Here is a 20,036-nt window from a genome sequence, read left to right as displayed (position 1 = left end):
TCCAAGTCCCGAAGCAATAGCGTACGGGACAGACAATGAGCCTTGAACTTCAACACGTCACACGCCGGTTCGGCAATCACGTTGCTGTAAATGCTGTGAACGTGGAAATTCCTCAAGGACAGATGGTCGGCGTCATCGGACGTTCGGGCGCCGGCAAGTCCACGCTGCTGCGCATGATCAACCGTCTGGTCGATCCGACCGACGGTTCCATCCGCTTCAATGGCACGGAAGTGTCCAGCCTGCGCGGCTCCTCGCTGCGCAACTGGCAACGCGACTGCGCAATGATTTTCCAGCAGTTCAACCTTGTGCCACGTCTCGACGTGCTGACCAATGTTATGCTGGGCCGCCTGAACCATCGTTCGACCGTGCTCAGCCTCCTCAGCATTTTTTCCCATGACGAACGCATCATGGCGATTTCCGCACTTGAGCGCCTTGGCATCGAACATGTGGCCCTACAGGCCGCAGGCACCCTGTCGGGTGGTCAGCAGCAACGTGTGGCGATTGCCCGCGCCCTGATGCAGTCTCCAAAGATGGTACTGGCCGATGAGCCGATCGCGTCGCTCGATCCGCTCAACGCCAAGATCGTGATGGACGCCCTGCGCGATATCAACGAGCGCGAAGGCATTACCGTACTGACCAACCTGCATACGCTGGATACGGCGCGCAATTACTGCGAACGCATCATCGGCATGTCGGCTGGCCGTGTGGTTTTTGACGGCACACCTTCGGAACTGACGGCTGCCGCCGTCAAGGAAATTTACGGTACGGATTCGCATGGGGCAGGCATCGACGAGAGCATGACCTCCACCAGCATCACCATACCAGGAGCTCGGCTTGAAGCCGATGCAAAGCAATCTGCCGGTCTGGAGCCTCTGGCTGTCGCCGGGGTTTGAAGACCGCACAGTATCGTTACGCCCGCGTCAAGGGCATCACTCATCAGCAAAACCGGGCAACCGGACATCAGGAGATGATCTCATGTTCAAGAAAGCTCTTCTCGCGGCGACTGCCGTTGGTATGCTTGCAAGTGCCGCTATGGCTCAGGACGTCAAGGTTCTGCGCATCGGTCTCGACGGTTCTGAAAACGAAGCCGACCAGATCCGCAACACCCAGTGCCTGGTTGAAGGTCTGAAGGCTGCGACCGGCGTTTCCGAAGTTCAGATCTTCCCATCGCCTGACTACAACGGCGTTATCCAGGGCCTGCTCGGCGGCACCATCGACATCGCTTCCATGGGCGCGTCTTCCTACGCCAAGATCGCTCTGACAGATCCAAACGCTGTTGACCCGATCCTCACCTATACCCAGGCTGATGGCTCTTCCGGTTACTACTCCATCATGGTTGCCCGCAAGGACAGCGGTATCAAGTCTCTGGCTGACGCCAAGGGCAAGAAGATCGGCTTTGCTGACCCTGACAGCACCTCTGGCTACCTCGTTCCAAACGTCGCCCTGCCAAAGGAAATCGGCGCTTCCGTCAAGGAATACTTCTCTGAAAGCGGCTTCGGCGGCGGCCATGAAAACCTCGTTCTCGCCGTTCTCGACAAGAAGTTCGACGTTGGCACGACCTTCGGTTCGGGCGTTGGCAAGTGGGAAGAAGGCTACACCGGTGGCAACCTTCACCAGATGGTCAACAAGGGCAACCTCGACATGGACGATATCGTCGAAGTCTGGAAGTCCCCTCTGATCCCTAACGGCCCGCTGATGGTTTCCAACAAGGTCGGCGAAGAAATGAAGACCAAGGTTGAAGACTTCTTCCTGGCTCTGCCAAAGAACGACAATGCTTGCTTCAAGGCGTTCACACAGGGCGACAACAAGGAATACATCAAGGTTGATGCTTCCTTCTACCAGACCATCATCGACGCCCGTAAGTCCGTTATCGGCGGCTGATTGGTACGGATAAAAACAGAGCGGCGGCTTCTAAGCCGCCGCTTTTTTTCGCAACAGGAAGATGCAGCATGAGCGGACATTCGACGACTTCGACACTGGGCGGGCTGGGACAATCCGCGTCCACCGTCATGCGTCATTATCAGCAGCAGTTGAGAACACGACGGATCTATACGGCCATTTCGATCGTCGTTTTCCTGATCGCGCTCGGCGCATCGCTGAACTTCGCGAATAATGCAAATTCGGGCAAGTTCTTTGAACGTCTTCCTTACCTGTTCGATTTCATCAAGACATTCGTGCCGGATAGTCCGCTGGAAATTTTCCGCGCCATGTTCGACCTGCCATCGCCCTATGATGATGGCTCACTCAAATACAACTACACCGCCGACCGGGTGTATGTGACGGACAATTTCTATATTCCGTTTTTCATCTACCAGTTGATCATCACCCTGAATATCGCGCTTGTTTCGACACTGATCGGCACCGGCTTTGCATTCATCCTGTGCTTTTTCGCGTCGACCAATCTGGTTGGTGCCGGAATTGTGCGCTGGGTTGTGCGCCGTATCATGGAAGTGATGCGCGCCTTCCCGGAAATCGTGGTCGCCGGTCTGCTGACCGCCATCCTGTCTATCGGTCCGATTGCCGCTATCGTTGCCATCACCATCCACACCGTGGGCGCGCTGGGCAAGCTGTTCTTCGAAGTGGTCGAGAATGCAGATATGCGCCCCGATGAAGGCCTACGTGCCGCCGGTGCCAACTGGCTGGAACGCGTCCGCTACGCCATCGTGCCGCAGGTGCTGCCAAACTTCGTTTCCTACGCATTGCTGCGCGCTGAAATCAACGTGCGTGCCTCCACCATTATCGGCGCGGTCGGCGGCGGCGGTATTGGTGAGGTGTTCCGTTTGGCCATTGGCCGCGATCATGCCGCGAAGACCTACGCCATCATTATCCTGCTGCTGATCACCATCATCGCAGTGGACCAGTTTTCGTCATGGCTTCGCCGTCGGCTGATTGGCCAGCAGGCATTTGACAGCGCGCAAGGAACAGTCTGATGAAGTCCACACCATCGATCCACGCCTCCGAGCGCGAGCGCCTGACAAAGACCTACCCTCACGTGTTCCACAAGAGCTTCATGCAGCGCTATGGCCTGCTCATCAGCCTTGGGGCCGTGGTCTCCTATCTGGCGCTGTGCTTCGTATTCTTCAACGTTGGCCCCGCGCTGATGCAGGGCCGCTGGGACCGTGCATCGTCCTATATTCAGGATTGGTACTCCTGGCGCGCGCAACCGCGCCTGCGCTTCCAGGACGGTGCCGTGGTGCCACAATGGTCGAGCCGCGGACAATATCCGGCGGGCGCTGAAATCGACTGGTTGATCCCCGATCAGAATGGCAGCTATACGGTAACCTATGGCAGCATGGATGACCGGCTGGACATTACCACCGACAAGGTCGAGGTTTACGTTGCCGGGACGCCTTACACGGTCACCATCTCACAGGACATGGTCACTGCCCCGGTTGATGCACCAGCCGCCATCCAGCAGGATGGAAGCAAGGTCATCGTCAACTACGGTTTCGAAGGTCAGGCGGAAATTCGCGACAGCCAGGTTTACGTGCAGCGTCGTTTCATGGGCTGGGCCAACTTTTTCTTCGATACACAGTCGGAATTCTGGGGCAAAAGCGTCGGTGAGCTGATTGCGCTGGCGACGGTTGGTGAACGGCTGGATCCGAACCAGTCCAACATCGCCAACATGACCGACGATTTCCTCAACAACAAGGTCTGGCAGCATGCAGACATTCTATCCAAGCTGATGCAGACGCTGGTCATGGCTTTTGTCGGTACCCTGCTGGGTACTCTGGTCGCGTTCCCCTTCGCCTTCATTGCGGCGCGCAACATTACGCCAAACCGCCTTGCCAACTGGGGCATGAAGCGCGCCTTCGATTTCCTTCGCTCCATTGATATGCTGATCTGGGCGCTGTTCTTTACCCGCAGCTTTGGTCCTGGGCCAATTCCGGGTATTGCGGCTATCTTTTTCACCGACACTGGCGCGCTTGGTAAGGTTTATGCCGAGGCGCTGGAAAATGTCGATGACAAGCAGCGCGAGGGCGTCAAGTCGGTGGGTGCGTCACCTGCGGTGGTCAATCGTTACGGCGTGGTGCCGCAGGTGCTGCCAGTGTTCATTTCACAGTCCCTGTATTTCTGGGAAAGCAACACACGTTCTGCCACCATCATCGGCGCCGTGGGTGCCGGCGGTATCGGTCTCAAATTGCTCGAGGCCATGGGCACCAACGCCGACTGGGACAAGGTTGCCTATATGGTGCTGCTGATCCTGTTTGTGGTCTTCCTCTTCGATGGCATTTCCAACGCCATTCGCTCGCGACTGATCGGCAAAACCGCACATTAACGATCGAGACGTAAACAGCATCATCATTCTGTCATGGAAATCATTTAGGCGCATGGCCTGACTTGCAGCGAACCCGGCTTTGGCTTCAAATGAGGTTCGCTGTAGTTCCCATGATGTTTGAAAGATCCCACAGTGCGATACGCTGTTTATTTCACACCTCCGCAGACACACCCTTTGAACCTTGCCGCAGCCCGTTGGTTGGGGCGAGATGCCTTCACCGGTGAGATCCACGCCGACAATGAAGCGCGCGAAGAGCTGACGGCCGAGCCACGACGTTACGGTTTTCATGCTACGCTGAAAGCGCCATTCGAGCTGTCGGAAAAAAAGACCGAAGCGCAATTGATTGCCGCTGTCAAAAACTTCGCTGAAATGCGCACGGCATTTGATATTCCGCAGATCGTGGTTGGTCAGCTCGGCCCTTTTTTCGCGCTTGTGCCGCATTCCGTGCACGGGCCATTGCAGGATTTTGCCGCTGATATCGTCGATTTTTTCGATGAATTCCGCGCACCGCTTTCTGACTCCGACATCGCCCGCCGCCGCCCACAAAATCTCACACCCAAGCAGCGCGACAATCTCATGCTGTGGGGTTACCCGCATGTGATGGAAGAGTTTCGCTTCCACATGACCCTGACTGGTCCGACCGAAGAGCCGGATCGCCCTGATATTCATTCCGTGCTCAACGGGCATTTTTCAGAATTTATCAACCGTCCACTCCCAATTACCGGCCTTGCGCTTTTTGTTGAAGAACAGCGTGGAGAGCCTTTTAAAGTTCACTCCTGGCACTCGCTTGCCACCCGATAGAAAGACACCAGCAATGCGTTCCGAACAGGTTCTTTCCAACGCCCGTATCGTCCTTGAAGACGATATCATTTCAGGTTCGGTCCTGATCCGTGACGGGCTTATCGCTGATATCAGCGCTGGCCCTTCTACTACCGGTGAGGATCTCGAAGGTGATTACCTCATCCCCGGCCTCGTTGAACTCCATACTGACCATCTGGAGCAGCACTATTCGCCACGTCCAGGCGTGACCTGGAACAAAACAGCCGCCGTGCAGGCTCACGATGCGCAGGTCGCAGCGTCTGGCATTACCACGGTGTTTGACTGCCTGCGCCTTGGCTCCGACGAGGATGGTGGTTTCAAAAAAGGCGAGATGCGTGAAATGGCTGATGCCATTGAGCACGCCGCCAGCCAGAACCGTCTGCGCGCCGAGCACCTTCTGCACCTGCGCTGCGAAGTGGCGTCATCCGACGTGCTGGAACATTTCGAGGATTTCGAAAGCGATCCGAATGTGAAGCTGATTTCGTTGATGGACCACTCCCCGGGCCAGCGCCAGTTCCAGTCGCTCGATCAGTATATCCTCTACTACCAGAAGAAGCGTGGCCTGAGCGACGAGGCATTTGCCCGTTTTGTCGAACGTCGCAAATCGGCGTCGGCGCAATATTCCGCCCCGCATCGTGACTATCTGGCGGCGCGCTGTGCAGAACGCGGCATTACCGTCGCCAGCCATGACGATGCCACCACCGCACATGTGCAGGAAGCTATCAGCCATGGTGTCAAGGTTGCGGAATTCCCAACCAGCATCGAAGCCGCCCGCGCCTCGCACGAGGCCGGCATGAGCGTGCTGATGGGTGCGCCGAACATTGTGCGCGGACAGTCCCACTCCGGAAATATTGCGGCCAAGGATCTGGCAGAGCTGGGTGTACTTGATGTGTTGTCATCCGATTACGTTCCATTCAGCCTGCTATACGCGCCGTTTATCATCGCAGATTCGGTAGAAAGCATATCGTTGCCGCAGGCACTTGCATTCGTGACGACCAATCCAGCACGCTCTGTCAGCCTTGATGACCGTGGCGCTATACGCACCGGCCTGCGCGCCGATCTGGTACGTGTACACCGCGAAGAAGGCGTACCAGTGGTTCGTTCCGTCTGGCGTCAGGGACGTCGCGTCGCCTGATGGACATCGACCCTTCCGCCCAGTCCATGACACAAGGCAGACACGGAACACTGGTTGCCGTGGTCGGCCCCAGCGGTGCCGGCAAGGACAGCTTGCTGGCGCTGGCGGCAGAGCATTTCCAGGACTGCCCGGATGTGCATTTCGTGCGCCGGGTCATTACCCGCAGCAAGGATGCTGGCGGTGAGGATCACGACAGCGTCACATCAGACGAATTTGCAGCGCTTGAGGCGCAGGATAAGTTTGCGGTGTGCTGGAAAGCCCACGGCCTTAGCTACGGTGTTCCGGCTTACGTCTTCTCGCAGTTGGAGAAGGGCGACCTTGTCATCGTCAACGGATCGCGCTCCACCCTGCCCGACTTCCAGTCAGCCTTTGCTCGTTTGCAGGTCATCAACATTACGGCGCGGACCGAGGTTTTGGCGGAACGGCTCGAGAAGCGCGGCCGTGAAAGCAAGGCCGACATTCTCTTGCGGCTACAGCGCAGTGTTTTTGACATCCCCGCCAACTTTAATGTTGCCACGATCGACAATAGCGGCGATCTTGAGACAGCTGCGCAAGCGCTCGTTGGGATGCTGGAAGACTACCGTCAAAGATAAATCTTAAGGCTTCTTGAGCCCTCAAAACTGCTTTAGTTCAAGTCGGTAAAATTCCGGGTACTTCGCGAAAGAAAATTTCAAAACCACTCGACATCTAGCAATATCGCGATTACCATTTGGCGACATTTGTTAAACATCACACGCCAATTGTGCTATGCCCCATCTAAGGCTCATAGACGAGATAACGATTGTGGCCGGTTTAGGATCGGCTATTTCCGGCTATGCGCAATCCCTTGGCATCGATATCAAGCCGATTGCCAAGTCCTTGGACATTGATCCTGACGTTTTGCAGAGCATGACGGCACGTGTCAGTCTTGATCGCTTGTGCCGCCTTCTGGAGACCTGCGCGACGCTGGCGGATGATGACACATTTGGTTTGCAGTGTGCGGGTTTTCTCACCCCTGGTGCAACTGGACCATTCGGATATGGCCTGATGAGTGCGCCAACTGTGCGCGATTACCTGAAATTCGTGGACGAACATCTCTATTACGCGACCAATGCCAGCGATACACAGCTGGAGTTTGGCGAGAAGTTCGCCAGTCTCTCGTGGACTTTTGCGCCTGTGATTGCCAAACGCGACCAATATACCGATATGTCGCTTGCGATGGCGTTTAACCGGTTGCGGCAGATTATTGGCGACGAAATTGACACTCTTCTGGTCGAGTTGGAACGGCCTAAGCCTAAAAACACCAACCTTTTCAAAAAAGCTTTCTCCAAACACATCGAATATTCACGGCGTATCAACCGCGTACATGTGCCGGTACATCTACTGGACGCGGTAAACCCCAAAGGTGATATTCGCCTGTTTACGCTGATGGATTTGCAGTGTCGGGCCATGCGGCCGGAAATTTCATCTTTATCCGAGCAGAACTTTGTCAGTCAGGTTCGGCGTTACATGCAGATGCGCATGAATGAGCGCGATATTTCTCTTGAGGAGATATCACCCTATTTCAGCCTGTCGGCCCGTACTTTTCAGCGGCGGCTTGCGGAAGCCGGGACCAACCTCAACACATTGCGGGACGAGGTCAGGCGTGAAGCCAGCCATACGCTTCTGACCGAAAGCGAATTACCTATTGCGGACATCTGTTACCGGCTGGGTTATTCGGCGCCAAGTGCCTTTTCGCGATCGGTGTCGCGCTGGTTTGGCATGACCCCAAAAGCCCTGCGCGAAAGTATGTCACGAAATTATTGAATAACACAACCCGCTTTGACGCAGCAAAACATCGTAAAGTTGCTTGACATGTTCGATAAAAATCAGGAAATTCTGTGAATTGATCCAAATTGGGACAACACATCACTAAAAAATGTCTCTCGAGTACATTTTTTGGCGCCTGAGGTTATATATTTCCCATCTCCCTCTGTATATTAGGCTCCGCAACTGAATGACCGGACGCAACGTCGCGCCGTGCCTTTTCACTCATGACAGTCGCTGAAGTTGTGCTGCATTTGGCAGCATACTTCCTAATTCTTGGAATAACGACAAAACCACCGACCCGCCCAAGCGGGCGATGAGCATGTTTGTCAGAATGGTATTGAAAAGAATGACCATGTCTCCGCATAAACAGCATGCGGGCGATTTCGCACGCCCTGAAACGCTGACCGACTGTGAAAAAACCTATCTCACCATGGCGGCGGAGGGCACTCACCCTTCGATTATCGCCAAAAATCTTGAAAAATCAGAAGATGAAGTTCAGGCGGCACTTGCGAGTGCACGTCAAAAGCTTGGCGCGAACAATCTGTTGCACGCTATCAGCATAGCCCTGCTCAAGGGTATTATCGAGCGCGACATCTGATCCGCGACAAAAGTATTTTCCGCTCAACCCCGTTGTGTATTAGCGGAAAATAGCCGTTTTCTCTGCTTATTGCATGTCCCCACCCCAAAACGGGTAGTTGTGTTCGGTGAGCATGCTTTAGTTTTCGTATCACATGCCCTCTACCCGGATTCGGGAACCACATTGGGGAGGGATGTATGTATCTTCGCTGCCAAGTTTTGCGTTTGCAGCGCAGCCCGTGTGGTTTTTTCGAGGCGATGACGTCTTCGGTGCCATACGTAACCGCAGTGGCCGGGTTTACCCGGTGGCGGATCGCACTTGCGGTTGACGGCCTGGTGAGGTGAATGATTGCCTCACCAGGCCGCCTAGTTTTTGCAAGAAACCGACACGTTACAGATCAGAGCGCGGCGATCTCTTCCAGAATGTCACTTTCAATGATGATACCGTCATCATATGCGCGCTTGCGGTTTCCTTGACTGCGCCGCCCCGGCAAACGCGCCTCCGGTTGCGCCTCGATCTCTGCGGCAAACATTGCCAGACGGCTGGTAAACATATCTCCGGCCGTCACCGACGGATCAATGACGATGATGGTGTGACCCAGCGCAACAGAACGGCTCTTTTCATCAAACAGAGATGGCGATTCAAACGCGAAGTCCCCACCGGTCAGGCCTGCCGCCATAATCTCCACCATGAAGGCGAGTGCTGCCCCCTTTGCGTCACCCGCCGGGATCATCGTGCCCGCCATTGCCGCATCTGCATCGGTCGTTGGTTTGCCATCGATATCGAGCGCCCAGCCCTCGGGGATTTTTACGCCTTTCTGCCGGGCGGCCATGACCTTTCCGCGCGCTACTTTGGACAATGCCAGATCGATAACCAGCGGATCCTGACCGGAAACCGGCGCCGCAAAGGCAATCGGGTTGGTGCCAAATAGTGGTTTGGTGCCACCCCATGGTGCAATTGCCGCGGGAGCATTGGCGACCATCAGTGCCACCAGACCCTGCTCGGCAAAACGTTCGACCGTCAGGGCCATGACACCGGCGTGGTGTGAGCGCGAAATGGCCGCCAAGGCAATGCCCTGCTCCCTGGCAATAGCTGGCAGTTCCGCAACCGCTGCATCCAGCGCCGGATAGGCATAGCCATGAGCGGCGTCAATGGCCAGGACGCCCGGTTTCAAACGTCTCGTTGTCACGACAGCCTTGCCGTCAACCTTGCCAGCGCGTGTCTGTTTGACGTAGGCCGGAATGCGTCTGAACCCGTGACCGCCCTGCCCGGCAGCTTCTGCTGCAACAAGCGCTTTTGCGGTAGAGCGGGCGCTGGTGGAAATCACACCATTCTGTTCAAAAATATCGGAAACAAAATCTTCCGCATCGGAAATACTGAACTTCATAAAATGCTGGCCTTTTCTCAACTGCACCGCAAACAAACGTCTACGGAAAAGCACGTCATGACAAGCGATAGCAAGCTACCCTTGTCATGACCAGACGAGCATTCGGGATCATCCGTTGTAAATGCAGTTCACCACTCAGCGAATGGTGAACTGGACCGGTGCGACAATCGTCTTGCTGACGCCAGGTGGCGGGGCCGGAACCGGTGAGGCACGACGGACCATGGAAACGACTTCTTCGTCCAGTGCAGCAGAACCGGAAGAACGCGACAGCGAAACCGACAGGACATTGCCGCCCTCATCAATCTGGAACCGCACATAGGCCGTTCCCTGTTCCTTGCGGGAGCGAGCATCTGACGGGTAACGCTTGCGACGCTCAAGATGCGCCATTACACGGTTCTGCCAACGTGCAGGTGACACGGAAGACGAAGATGAACCAACACTGGTCTTCTGGGCCGCTGTACGATTGGACTCAGTCGCATCGACCTTGGCCATCTGCGAAGACTTTGAAGCTGGCGGCGGTTTTTTAGGCTGCGTGTCAGGCTTCTTTTTCTTGTCTTCGACCTTCTTTACTTCAGCCTTCTTTTCAACAGGAGGCGGCGGACGGCTGACCGGAAGTGGTACTTCCACATTTTCAAGCGCAGCAACCATTTCCTGCTGAATCGGATCAATTTCTTCGATCGGTTCCGGCAATTCTTCCGGCAGAGGTTCTGCAACCTCTTCTACCGGCTCAGGTGGTGTTTCCTCGACAACAGGCTCCGGGATAGGCTCTGGCTCGGGTTGCGGCTCAGGGGGCGGAGGAACGTCGGTCACTTCTTCGACAGGTTCTACCGTGTCACTCTTGATATCTTCTGCTTCAGCCGTATCGGGATTGATGACATTTTCCGTCGTATCAACCGATTCCGGCAGGGCAGCCATTTCAATCATGATTGCTGCCGGAGGCGCGTCCTGTGCCGCAGTCGGTACTGGTTCCAGCAACAGCAGTGCCGCAAGCCCTGCATGTGCCGAAAGCATAACGACGGCAGCGAAAGACCAGACCAGGATTTCTCCTGCTCTGGAATGTCTTGCCTGCGGCTGACGGAGCGTTGTCATTGAGCCGTTCCCGTTGTTCCAGCGTTTGGCGCAGTTCCGGTTTCACCCGGCGCTGTTTGAGAAACCGGTGCGGGCAATGTTTCAAGCCCGACCAATGCGATCTTGAGATAACCAGCATCACGCAGCGCATTCATGACTTCCATGAACTGCCCGTAATCGACAGTTTTGTCTGCGCGCAGAAAAATGCGGGCATCCTTGTTGCCCTGCGTCTTGCCATCCAGCATCGAGGCAAGATTGGCCTTTTCGACGGGATCATTGCCAAGATTAAGGCTCAAGTCTTCCTTCACCGTCAGATAGATCGGTTCATCGGGACGCTCTGCAGGTTTGGCCGTCGAGGCCGGCAGGTCAACATTGACGTCGACCGTGGCCAGAGGTGCTGCCACCATGAAGATGATGAGCAGCACCAGCATGACGTCGATAAATGGCGTGACATTGATCTCATGGTTTTCGGAGAGATCGTCGCCGCTTTCTTCACGAATACCGCCAGCCATAGCCCTTATCTCCCAACAAGCGAAACGGAAGGTTTGTTGTCGCTGGGGGGAACGCGACGGAAATCGAGATCACGGCTAACGAGACGCTCGACACCTGCCGCAACGTCTGCCAGCAGGTGGCGATAACCGGTAATCGAACGGGCAAACACGTTATAGATCACAACAGCAGGAATAGCGGCGACCAGACCGATCGCAGTTGCCAGCAGAGCTTCAGCGATACCCGGTGCCACAACGGCAAGGTTGGTGGTCTGCGATTCCGAGATGCTGATGAACGAGTTCATGATGCCCCAGACCGTGCCAAACAGACCGACAAACGGTGCGGTGGAACCAATGGTCGCCAGTACACCCGTACCGCGCGACATGCGACGCCCGCCGTGGCTTTCAATACGCGACAGGGCAGAGGCCACGCGCTCCTTGATGCCGGCGCCATCGGTGTGTTCGACAACTGGATCGGAAACCTTCGTTTCAAACGATGCCACCTTCAGCATCAATGCTGCAGGGCCGCCCTTGTTTTCAACCGCCTGAACAGCTTCCTCCAGCGAACGGGCACGACGAACAATGCGCAAGGCGGCGCCAACGCGCACGCGCGCACCGGCCAGTTCGATAATCTTGGCAAAACCAACGGTCCAGGTGACGATCGATGCGAAAGCAAGCCCGATCATAACCGCCTTGACCACCCAGTCCGCTGCCATGAACATGCCGACAGGCGACAGGTCGTGCGGAATGTCGGAGCGTTCGCCTGGGCTCTGGAAAATCTGCTCCAGCATGGTAGCGGGCTGCTCAGCTTCTGCTGGCGCAGCTTCTGGCTCCTGCGCTGCTGGCTCGGACTGCGGAGCAGCCGCTGGCTGTTGTGCGGGACCAGTCTGGGCCGCATTCGGCGCAGGTGTAGCAGCAGGTGGTGTCTGTTCACTGCCTGTTGCTGGCGCGTTGGTTGATGGCTCGGCGGCCTGCGGTGCAGGTGTCGCTGCCGGTGTTGTAGGAGCCGCCTGAACCGGAATTGCTTGCGCAGGGTTTTGCTGGGTCGATGTTGCCGGCGCCGGCGATACCGGGGCGGTGGTCGCTGCAGGTGCCTGGACAGCTGCCGGTTGTTCAGAACTTACAGAAGGAGCCGAAGTCTGCGCCGCGACACTACCCGCAGTCATAAGAGCTGCTAAAGCGACAGCGTAAAAAGACGCAATGGATGTATTGCTGCGTCGCGCGCTGGTAGCAGATGAGGTGATGGACGTTTCGGCGAGCATGATATTGGTTTCCCGGTCTACCGTAAAAAAAGAGCACCCATGAATACCGTCAAGCCTTTGGCTCAATTGAGCGAGGATGCCCCGGCTCTCTTTCATAGCAGTCCGATAATAAACATGAGTACATTTGGCAACTATATATTTACCGATTTGCAGAGTCTTGTACTTTTTGGATGTTTTTGTACGAAGCTGGACCTTGACCTGGGGATGCGCCCACAAGCCGATGTGAAAATCACAAGTTGGTGTAGCGCGACCACAACCTCAGGCAAGGTAAATTGCGACCTTATCCCTCGCGTACAAAGCGGATTGAACGGGGAAGCTGCGATGTAAAGTTGCGGTGATCAGGGGAATGAGCCTACAACAAAAGCTCAAGCACTCTAATTTGAGTCGGACCCGACCCGCGCATCACCACGGCTCGCCGGCCCGCGAAACCTATTCGCAGTCGAGCAGATCATGACACGACAAAGACGCCGCTCTCTTATCAAGGCCAAACGCACCGGCATGGGTATTGCGCTCGTCGCTGCCCTTTCCTTTATCGCCGGCATGACGGACGCCATAGGCCTTCGCATGTCCGGCGACTTCGTCTCCTTCATGACAGGCAACACAACACGGGCAGCCATGTCCTTGCAGGACGGTAACTGGGGCCATACCCTGAAACTGTTGGGGGCTATTGCGACCTTTGTGCTGGGAAATGCGGTGGGGATTGTCATTGCGCACAGGGCCGACAACCGCATCTTTGCGGTGCTTGCCGCAGTTGGTGCAACATTGGCCGTCGCCTCGGTCATACCGACCACGGACCTGCCGCTTGTACAATTCTATATGGTGGTTCTGGCCATGGGCATGATCAATGCCGCCGTCGAGCATGTCGAAGGCCTGCCGATCGGCCTGACCTATGTGACCGGGGCGCTCTCCCGCTTCGGGCGTGGCATTGGCCGCTGGCTGATCGGTGAGCGCAAGATGGACTGGACCATCCAAATTGTGCCGTGGCTTGGCATGTTGAGCGGGGCTTTATGTGGTGCTGTTGTCGGGGCGTATATGGACTATGCGTCCCTTTGGATCGTTGCCGCCATCGTCACGCTTCTGGCCTTCATCACCATGCTGATGCCGCGCTCGCTGCGGCATCGTTACAATCAGGGCGTGACAATAAGAAAAATGCCTGCCCCCTGAACCGGGTGCAACCGGATCAGTTCTTGGAAATGGTCACAAAACGGGTGCCGCGCACGCGAACCGTCATCTCGCACTGGCGCTCATCGGTCCGGTCGCAATATTTCGGGTGCATCTTGAACACGAAGACCATGTTGCCGAAACGCTTGATGAAGTCATAGCTGTAGAGCTGCGCCGTTGCGATCATGATATGACCGCCTTCCTGAACCTGGACATAGAAGTTGTAGGGGCAACCTTCGTCCGTGCAGTTCATGCCCTTCTCACCGTCGCAGGTGATTGCGCCGTGATTGGTAACCACATCCATCAGGCCGTCATTATTGATGTCCAGTTGCGTAATGAAGTCATCCCCAAACTCCACTTTCTCGCAGACCTTGCTGAAGTGGGCTTGTTCATATTCGGCAGGATCCCGCACCAGTTCCTGCTGCGCCATCGCTCCTTGCGAAAAAAAGGGCAACATGAATATCAACTGAAGCAGGATTACGATTGGCAATCTCACGGCATTTTCCTTTGCATTGCTTTCCGCTATGGATGTCTGCGAAGCTTGGCCCAAGATATTAAGCCATTGTGCTTGCGTGACACTGACGCCGTTTTTCTGAATTCGAGGTAAATTGCATGACCCTGCTCGGTTTTCTTGATTATGCAGGCGTCGCCGTGTTTGCCGCGACGGGCGCTCTTGCCGCATCCCGCAAACAGCTCGACTTTATCGGCTTCATGTTTCTAGCTGCCGTAACAGGTATTGGCGGCGGCACGTTGCGTGATCTGGTCCTTGGTCGCGCACCGGTCTTCTGGGTCCTCAACCCGACATTCATTCTCGTTTGTGTCTCGGTGGCTATCCTGGTGTTTTTTACCGCGCACTTGTTCGAGTCACGCTACCGTCTGCTGATCTGGCTCGATGCCATCGGTCTGTCGGCCTATTGCGTGATGGGCGCCGCCAAAGGCCTTGCGGCCACCGGTTCACCGACCGTTGCCATTGTTACCGGCACACTGACCGCAACATTCGGTGGCATCTTGCGTGATCTTCTTGCGGGAGAACCATCTGTGTTGCTGCGCCCTGAGGTCTATATAACCTGCGCACTGGCAGGTGCCTGCGTTTTCACAGCAGCCAATACCATGGGCTTTCCGCTTTATGCTGCATCGGCCGCTGGCGTGACGACTGCCTTTGCGATCAGAAGCGGCGCATTGATTTTCGGCTGGACTTTCCCGCGTTATCGCACACGTCCAGGCAGACCGCCGGAAGATATTCTATAAAAAGACAAGAAAGTCGGAAATTCGCGGTTCAATCGCGGGTGCGGCGAAGCCTGATGACAACATCCACATGGGCGATTTCCATACCCGGAGGAGGCTCCGGCAGGTTATCGATCTGAATGTTGCTGACCGGGATGTCGAGCACTTCATTGTCGTCTTCGACAAAGAAGTGGTGGTGGTCAGACACGTTGGTATCGAAATAGGTGCGCGCGCCTTCCATGGCCAACACACGGATAAGCCCGGCTTCGGTAAACTGGTGAAGCGTATTATAGACGGTAGCCAGAGAAACCGGCACGCCAGCCAACACGGCTTCTTCATGCAGTTCTTCGACTGTCAGGTGGCGGTCACCCTTGGCAAACAACAGGTCACCCAGCGCAACACGCTGCCGTGTCGGGCGCAAGCCATAACGGCGAAGCCGGGAACCGATATCGATATTTGCGTCTAGTGACATACAGGCCGTTCCTAAAAACCATCCAATTTCAGGTTAATCTCTTAAAGCATATAACTTTTACAAGAATACGTTTCAATAGCTTCTATAGCCTGCAGAAGCTGCAACACCTGTGAATTGGCCTTGTTTTTGATTTTTTCTCTGGTTCATAAGGACTGCTTCCTGTATGCGGACCGGAAAGAACATTAGGATTTGTTATTTGCATGCATCATGATGACGCGCCGCCGACCCCTTGCAACGCTTCATTTTGAACCTCACATGCTCTAGACAGATTTGAGTTGAACAGTATTGGGGAAACGGAAAAGAGCATGACGACGAGGCAATCAAGCTACAATTACGAGGAAATCCTGGCATGCGGCCGTGGAGAGCTTTTCGGCCCCGGCAACGCGCAGCTCCCTCTGCCTCCCATGCTTATGGTTCACCGCATTACTGAAATATCCGAAACCGGCGGCGCCTTCGATAAGGGCTTTATTCGTGCAGCTTACGATGTCAGCCCTGACGACTGGTATTTCCCTTGCCATTTCCAGGGCAACCCAATCATGCCTGGCTGCCTTGGCCTCGATGGCATGTGGCAGCTGACTGGCTTCTTCCTTGGCTGGCTGGGTGAAGAAGGCCGCGGCATGGCGCTTTCCACCGGCGAAGTGAAGTTCAAGGGTATGGTTCGCCCGCACACCAAGCTTCTTGAATACGGCATCGACTTCAAGCGCGTCATGCGTGGTCGCCTTGTACTGGGCACCGCAGATGGCTGGCTGAAAGCCGATGGCGAAACCATTTACCAGGCATCCGACCTTCGGGTTGGTCTTTCGAAAGAAAAGACTGCCTGAACCTGGCAGTTAGAGTCTGACAGGCGCCCGGCGGTATTTTGACCGCCAAGCGACAATCTAAAGAAAAGGTCCACGTTCATGAGACGCGTAGTTGTCACCGGCCTCGGCATTGTTTCTTCCATCGGCAGCGATGCCGCAGAGGTAACAGCATCCCTCAGAGGCGCAAAGTCCGGCATTTCATTCTCGCCAGACTTCGCCGAACACGGTTTCAAATGCCAGGTATGGGGCAAGCCTTCGCTCGACCCAACCGACCTGGTTGATCGTCGGGCCATGCGCTTCCTCAGCCAGGGCGGTGCATGGAACCATGTTGCCATGAAGCAGGCGATTGCGGATTCCGGTCTTGAGGACAAGGACATCAGCGAAAACGAGCGCACCGGCATCATCATGGGTTCCGGCGGTCCATCGACGCGCACCATCGTTGAAGCATCCGACATCACACTGAAGAACAACAGCCCGAAGCGCATCGGCCCGTTCGCCGTGCCGAAGGCGATGTCTTCAACCGCGTCCGCGACACTTGCCACCTGGTTCAAGATCCACGGCGTCAACTACTCGATCTCTTCGGCCTGCTCGACATCCGCACACTGCATCGGCAATGCTGCTGAAATGATCCAGTGGGGCAAGCAGGACATCATGTTTGCTGGCGGTCATGAAGACCTCGACTGGTCGATGTCCAACCTGTTCGACGCCATGGGCGCAATGTCTTCCAAGTACAACGACACACCTGAAACGGCTTCGCGCGCTTATGACGCAAACCGCGACGGTTTCGTCATCGCCGGCGGCGCGGGCGTCCTGGTTCTGGAAGAGCTGGAACATGCCAAGGCACGCGGCGCAAAGATTTACGCTGAAGTCGTCGGTTACGGCGCAACCTCTGACGGTTACGACATGGTTGCTCCGTCGGGCGAAGGCGCGATCCGCTGCATGCGTCAGGCTCTGTCGACCGTAAAGGGTGACGTTGACTACATCAACACACACGGCACCTCGACCCCTGTTGGCGACAGCAAGGAAATCGGCGCGATCCGCGAAGTGTTCGGTTCCAACATCCCGCACATCCAGTCCACCAAGTCGCTCACGGGTCACTCCCTCGGCGCTGCTGGCGTACAGGAATCCATCTATGGCCTGTTGATGATGCAGGAGCGTTTCATCGGCGAGAGCGCCCATATTTCCGAGCTTGACCCGGAATTTAATGGCGTACCGATCGTTCGCAACCGTATCGACAATGCAAAGATCGATACCGTTCTGTCCAACTCCTTCGGTTTCGGTGGTACCAACGCTACGCTCGTATTCCAGCGCTACAACGGATAAAAGCCATGAATGGCATCATGCAGGGAAAACGTGGCCTCATCATGGGTGTGGCCAACAACCATTCTATTGCCTGGGGTATCTCCAAGGCGCTCTCTGCACAGGGCGCTGAGCTTGCCTTTACCTATCAGGGCGAAGCACTGGGCAAGCGCGTAAGACCGCTTGCTGCAGAGCTGAATTCTGATTTCGTGGTGCCATGCGATGTTGAAGACATTGCTTCTGTCGACGCGCTTTTTGCGACTTTGAAAGAACGTTGGGGCAAGATCGATTTCGTCGTTCACGCCATCGGCTTTTCCGACAAGAACGAGCTGAAGGGCCTTTACGCCGATACGACGCGTGAAAACTTCAGCCGTACCATGGTCATTTCCTGCTTCTCGTTTACGGAAATTGCCAAGCGCGCCGCTGAACTGATGACCGATGGCGGTTCCATGCTGACCCTGACCTATAATGGTTCGCAGCGTGTAATCCCGAACTACAACGTCATGGGCGTTGCCAAGGCCGCTCTTGAAGCGTCTGTACGTTATCTGGCTGCGGATTACGGTCCGCGCGATATTCGCGTCAACGCGATCTCTGCCGGCCCGGTACGCACACTTGCTGGCGCAGGCATTTCCGATGCACGCGCCATCTTTGCCTGGAACCAGAAAAACGCTCCGCTTCGTCGCACCGCCGACATCGAGGATATCGGTGGATCTGCACTTTACCTGTTGTCCAACCTATCACGTGGCGTGACCGGTGAATGTCATTACGTCGACTGCGGCTTCAACATCACCTCGACGCCAACGCTTGAGGTACTGTCGAAAGCCGATCACGACTGATCCAGTTTCAGACGACACGATGAGAGCCTGCCGTTTTATCAACGGCAGGCTTTTTGTTTTGAAACCGGTCATTTCAGCAAAAAAATGACCGTTAAAGCTACATTTGCGTCGCATTCTTCCGACCAGCGCAAGATATTTTAAACATTGAGCTTCTAACGTGACCGCGTATTGCCGTTGATGAGCATCGGCAGGCGCCATGCATCATGAAGATAGTCACGCCTCATGCGTTCAGTATTCAGATTTTTCGGACAGATCAGAAAACTGCGGAAATCGAGCGATGGCGCCGCCGCGATAGAATTCGCAATTCTTGCCATTCCCTATTTCATGATCATCTTTGCGATCGTTGAAACCTTCATTGCCTTTACCGGCGAACAGCTGGTTTCCAATGCCGTTGAAAACATGTCGCGCAAATTGCGCACGGGGCAGATCACCTACAAGATCGATTCCACGACGGACAAGGAAGCCGAACAGTTTCGCCAGCTGTTCTGCAATGAAATTGCCATCATGATCACTTGCTCCACGACGGAGGCAAAGACACCACAAAAGCTGTTTATCGACGCACGTACCTTTACCAATTTTGCCGATATGCCAAGCTCAGTGCCCGTCAAGAACGGTGATCTCGACACGTCGGCATTTAAATATGAACCCGGCGGTCCCGGCACGATCAACATGCTGCGCGCCTATTACAAGTGGCAGGTCATTACTGACCTTATCCGGCCTTATATCAGCAATATTCGCCCGACGGATGCCTCCGTACCGTCCTATTTTCTGATTGTCGCAACATCGGCCTACCAGAATGAACCACGATTCAATTGAGCGGACGATGAAGCAACAACGTAGCTTTTCCGGAATATTCAGAAGACTGGTGAAAGATCGCGAGGGCATGGGTGCCGTCGAGTTTGCAATTATCGTGCCCATTTTGCTGATGGTCTACATCACATCTTTCGAGCTGACGATTGGCTTGAGCGTTGCAAAACGTGCGACGCGTGCCTCCGGCTCAATCGCCGATATCGTCACGCAGCAGACCAGCGTCAACAAGACCTATCTGAAAACCATGATCAATGCTGCCGACGGCATTTTCGAGCCTTACGGCATCACCGGCCTCAAGCTGAAAATCACCGGTATTTCCATTGATGCGTCATCAAAACCGACAGTCGCCTGGTCCTGGGCACAGGATGACTCACGGCCTTATGCTGTGGGTGCGGCCGTTACCATTCCAAGCGCCCTTACCGTTGCCAATACGTTCCTTGTTCGCTCGGAACTGACCATTCCGCATGAATTGCTGATGTTCATGCCAAGCGTTATGCCGCCGCAGGTCAAGACGGTGAATATCTCGCGGGAAGACTTCTTCCGTCAGCGTGCTGGTACGACGCTTGCCTGCACAAATTGCTGATCAATCCAGGGAGATCCGCAGCAAAGATCCGTAAAATCCTCGAGGCCG

The 20,036-nt window shown here is 55.4% G+C and carries 22 protein-coding genes; 16 read left to right on the top strand and 6 right to left on the bottom strand.

The window, feature by feature from the left end; genetic code table 11:
- The first annotated feature begins 35 nt into the window (after positions 1-35).
- The 9 genes from phnC to IB237_RS01605 all read left to right on the top strand — a co-directional run bounded on the left by phnC (position 36) and on the right by IB237_RS01605 (position 8,619).
- Entirely contained in the window at positions 36-893 is an 858-nt protein-coding gene (phnC, locus tag IB237_RS01645; RefSeq protein WP_192486868.1) for a phosphonate ABC transporter ATP-binding protein, read from the top strand.
- Between the two features lie 82 nt (positions 894-975).
- The gene (gene phnD / locus IB237_RS01640; protein ID WP_192486867.1) at positions 976-1,881 is read left to right on the top strand and encodes a phosphonate ABC transporter substrate-binding protein; all 906 of its coding nucleotides are present in this window, start codon (positions 976-978) and stop codon (positions 1,879-1,881) included.
- Positions 1,882-2,009: 128 nt separating this feature from the next.
- The gene (gene phnE / locus IB237_RS01635) at positions 2,010-2,930 is read left to right on the top strand and encodes a phosphonate ABC transporter, permease protein PhnE (RefSeq protein ID WP_192487822.1); all 921 of its coding nucleotides are present in this window, start codon (positions 2,010-2,012) and stop codon (positions 2,928-2,930) included.
- Positions 2,930-4,279 (top strand): phosphonate ABC transporter, permease protein PhnE, encoded by a 1,350-nt coding sequence (phnE, locus tag IB237_RS01630; RefSeq protein ID WP_192486866.1) that lies wholly within the window; start codon positions 2,930-2,932, stop codon positions 4,277-4,279. The genes phnE (IB237_RS01635) and phnE (IB237_RS01630) overlap by 1 nt, the downstream gene beginning before the upstream one ends.
- 132 nt (positions 4,280-4,411) lie before the next feature.
- Positions 4,412-5,080, top strand: coding sequence for a DUF1045 domain-containing protein (locus IB237_RS01625; protein ID WP_192486865.1), 669 nt, complete (start codon positions 4,412-4,414; stop codon positions 5,078-5,080).
- 13 nt (positions 5,081-5,093) lie between these two features.
- A complete protein-coding gene (locus tag IB237_RS01620; RefSeq protein WP_192486864.1) occupies positions 5,094-6,233 on the top strand; it encodes an alpha-D-ribose 1-methylphosphonate 5-triphosphate diphosphatase in 1,140 nt (379 codons plus the stop codon).
- Complete coding sequence (gene phnN / locus IB237_RS01615) at positions 6,233-6,826, top strand: phosphonate metabolism protein/1,5-bisphosphokinase (PRPP-forming) PhnN (RefSeq protein ID WP_192486863.1); 594 nt, start codon at positions 6,233-6,235, stop codon at positions 6,824-6,826. The genes IB237_RS01620 and phnN overlap by 1 nt, the downstream gene beginning before the upstream one ends.
- 154 nt (positions 6,827-6,980) lie before the next feature.
- Positions 6,981-8,018, top strand: a complete 1,038-nt coding sequence (locus tag IB237_RS01610) for an AraC family transcriptional regulator (protein ID WP_192486862.1) — start codon at positions 6,981-6,983, stop codon at positions 8,016-8,018.
- A 316-nt stretch (positions 8,019-8,334) separates the two neighbouring features.
- Positions 8,335-8,619, top strand: a complete 285-nt coding sequence (locus IB237_RS01605) for a LuxR C-terminal-related transcriptional regulator (RefSeq protein WP_246787606.1) — start codon at positions 8,335-8,337, stop codon at positions 8,617-8,619.
- A gap of 376 nt (positions 8,620-8,995) precedes the next feature.
- Here IB237_RS01605 and IB237_RS01600 read toward each other — a convergent pair whose 3' ends face one another.
- The 4 genes from IB237_RS01600 to exbB all read right to left on the bottom strand — a co-directional run bounded on the left by IB237_RS01600 (position 8,996) and on the right by exbB (position 12,803).
- On the bottom strand, positions 8,996-9,985 hold the full coding sequence (locus IB237_RS01600) for an Ldh family oxidoreductase (protein ID WP_192486861.1): 990 nt from the start codon (positions 9,983-9,985) through the stop codon (positions 8,996-8,998).
- A 135-nt stretch (positions 9,986-10,120) separates the two neighbouring features.
- Complete coding sequence (locus IB237_RS01595; RefSeq protein WP_192486860.1) at positions 10,121-11,074, bottom strand: energy transducer TonB; 954 nt, start codon at positions 11,072-11,074, stop codon at positions 10,121-10,123.
- Positions 11,071-11,565 (bottom strand): TonB system transport protein ExbD, encoded by a 495-nt coding sequence (gene exbD / locus IB237_RS01590; protein WP_192486859.1) that lies wholly within the window; start codon positions 11,563-11,565, stop codon positions 11,071-11,073. The genes IB237_RS01595 and exbD overlap by 4 nt, the downstream gene beginning before the upstream one ends.
- A gap of 5 nt (positions 11,566-11,570) precedes the next feature.
- Entirely contained in the window at positions 11,571-12,803 is a 1,233-nt protein-coding gene (exbB, locus tag IB237_RS01585; protein ID WP_192486858.1) for a tonB-system energizer ExbB, read from the bottom strand.
- 450 nt (positions 12,804-13,253) lie between these two features.
- Here exbB and IB237_RS01580 point away from each other — a divergent pair, with 450 nt between their 5' ends.
- On the top strand, positions 13,254-13,967 hold the full coding sequence (locus IB237_RS01580) for a YoaK family protein (protein ID WP_192486857.1): 714 nt from the start codon (positions 13,254-13,256) through the stop codon (positions 13,965-13,967).
- A gap of 16 nt (positions 13,968-13,983) precedes the next feature.
- Here IB237_RS01580 and IB237_RS01575 read toward each other — a convergent pair whose 3' ends face one another.
- Positions 13,984-14,460: a hypothetical protein gene (locus tag IB237_RS01575; RefSeq protein WP_371815214.1), complete on the bottom strand. Its 477-nt coding sequence runs from the start codon at positions 14,458-14,460 to the stop codon at positions 13,984-13,986.
- Positions 14,461-14,576: 116 nt separating this feature from the next.
- Here IB237_RS01575 and IB237_RS01570 point away from each other — a divergent pair, with 116 nt between their 5' ends.
- A complete protein-coding gene (locus IB237_RS01570) occupies positions 14,577-15,212 on the top strand; it encodes a trimeric intracellular cation channel family protein (protein ID WP_192486856.1) in 636 nt (211 codons plus the stop codon).
- Positions 15,213-15,240: 28 nt separating this feature from the next.
- Here the strand turns inward: IB237_RS01570 and irrA are convergent, their stop codons facing one another.
- Complete coding sequence (gene irrA, locus IB237_RS01565; protein ID WP_192486855.1) at positions 15,241-15,660, bottom strand: iron response transcriptional regulator IrrA; 420 nt, start codon at positions 15,658-15,660, stop codon at positions 15,241-15,243.
- A gap of 305 nt (positions 15,661-15,965) precedes the next feature.
- Between irrA and fabA the strand changes: the two genes are divergently transcribed.
- From fabA to IB237_RS01540, 5 genes are all read left to right on the top strand, one after another.
- A complete protein-coding gene (fabA, locus tag IB237_RS01560) occupies positions 15,966-16,481 on the top strand; it encodes a 3-hydroxyacyl-[acyl-carrier-protein] dehydratase FabA (protein WP_192486854.1) in 516 nt (171 codons plus the stop codon).
- Between the two features lie 78 nt (positions 16,482-16,559).
- On the top strand, positions 16,560-17,783 hold the full coding sequence (fabB, locus tag IB237_RS01555; protein WP_192486853.1) for a beta-ketoacyl-ACP synthase I: 1,224 nt from the start codon (positions 16,560-16,562) through the stop codon (positions 17,781-17,783).
- Positions 17,784-17,788: 5 nt separating this feature from the next.
- Entirely contained in the window at positions 17,789-18,595 is an 807-nt protein-coding gene (gene fabI, locus IB237_RS01550) for an enoyl-ACP reductase FabI (protein WP_192486852.1), read from the top strand.
- 222 nt (positions 18,596-18,817) lie between these two features.
- A complete protein-coding gene (locus IB237_RS01545) occupies positions 18,818-19,411 on the top strand; it encodes a TadE/TadG family type IV pilus assembly protein (RefSeq protein WP_192486851.1) in 594 nt (197 codons plus the stop codon).
- 7 nt (positions 19,412-19,418) lie between these two features.
- The gene (locus IB237_RS01540) at positions 19,419-19,988 is read left to right on the top strand and encodes a TadE/TadG family type IV pilus assembly protein (RefSeq protein WP_192486850.1); all 570 of its coding nucleotides are present in this window, start codon (positions 19,419-19,421) and stop codon (positions 19,986-19,988) included.
- Positions 19,989-20,036 lie beyond the last annotated feature (48 nt).

It is taken from the genome of Agrobacterium sp. AGB01, assembly GCF_014851585.1.
In the GTDB taxonomy this organism is placed as follows: Bacteria; Pseudomonadota; Alphaproteobacteria; order Rhizobiales; family Rhizobiaceae; genus Agrobacterium.
The sequence above is the reverse complement of the archived record's forward strand: the minus strand, read 5'-3'. Positions and strand labels throughout refer to the sequence as shown.

Coding starts and splice junctions, on each gene's coding strand:
- IB237_RS01605 (WP_246787606.1), top strand. CDS start 8,335: ATGAGCATGTTTGTCAGAATGGTATTGAAAAGAATGACCATGTCTCCG.
- IB237_RS01600 (WP_192486861.1), bottom strand. CDS start 9,985: ATGAAGTTCAGTATTTCCGATGCGGAAGATTTTGTTTCCGATATTTTT.
- phnE (WP_192486866.1), top strand. CDS start 2,930: ATGAAGTCCACACCATCGATCCACGCCTCCGAGCGCGAGCGCCTGACA.
- IB237_RS01580 (WP_192486857.1), top strand. CDS start 13,254: ATGACACGACAAAGACGCCGCTCTCTTATCAAGGCCAAACGCACCGGC.
- IB237_RS01540 (WP_192486850.1), top strand. CDS start 19,419: ATGAAGCAACAACGTAGCTTTTCCGGAATATTCAGAAGACTGGTGAAA.
- phnN (WP_192486863.1), top strand. CDS start 6,233: ATGGACATCGACCCTTCCGCCCAGTCCATGACACAAGGCAGACACGGA.
- phnE (WP_192487822.1), top strand. CDS start 2,010: ATGCGTCATTATCAGCAGCAGTTGAGAACACGACGGATCTATACGGCC.
- phnC (WP_192486868.1), top strand. CDS start 36: ATGAGCCTTGAACTTCAACACGTCACACGCCGGTTCGGCAATCACGTT.
- exbD (WP_192486859.1), bottom strand. CDS start 11,565: ATGGCTGGCGGTATTCGTGAAGAAAGCGGCGACGATCTCTCCGAAAAC.
- IB237_RS01595 (WP_192486860.1), bottom strand. CDS start 11,074: ATGACAACGCTCCGTCAGCCGCAGGCAAGACATTCCAGAGCAGGAGAA.
- IB237_RS01570 (WP_192486856.1), top strand. CDS start 14,577: ATGACCCTGCTCGGTTTTCTTGATTATGCAGGCGTCGCCGTGTTTGCC.
- fabI (WP_192486852.1), top strand. CDS start 17,789: ATGAATGGCATCATGCAGGGAAAACGTGGCCTCATCATGGGTGTGGCC.
- IB237_RS01545 (WP_192486851.1), top strand. CDS start 18,818: ATGCGTTCAGTATTCAGATTTTTCGGACAGATCAGAAAACTGCGGAAA.
- IB237_RS01610 (WP_192486862.1), top strand. CDS start 6,981: ATGCCCCATCTAAGGCTCATAGACGAGATAACGATTGTGGCCGGTTTA.
- irrA (WP_192486855.1), bottom strand. CDS start 15,660: ATGTCACTAGACGCAAATATCGATATCGGTTCCCGGCTTCGCCGTTAT.
- IB237_RS01620 (WP_192486864.1), top strand. CDS start 5,094: ATGCGTTCCGAACAGGTTCTTTCCAACGCCCGTATCGTCCTTGAAGAC.
- phnD (WP_192486867.1), top strand. CDS start 976: ATGTTCAAGAAAGCTCTTCTCGCGGCGACTGCCGTTGGTATGCTTGCA.
- fabA (WP_192486854.1), top strand. CDS start 15,966: ATGACGACGAGGCAATCAAGCTACAATTACGAGGAAATCCTGGCATGC.
- fabB (WP_192486853.1), top strand. CDS start 16,560: ATGAGACGCGTAGTTGTCACCGGCCTCGGCATTGTTTCTTCCATCGGC.
- exbB (WP_192486858.1), bottom strand. CDS start 12,803: ATGCTCGCCGAAACGTCCATCACCTCATCTGCTACCAGCGCGCGACGC.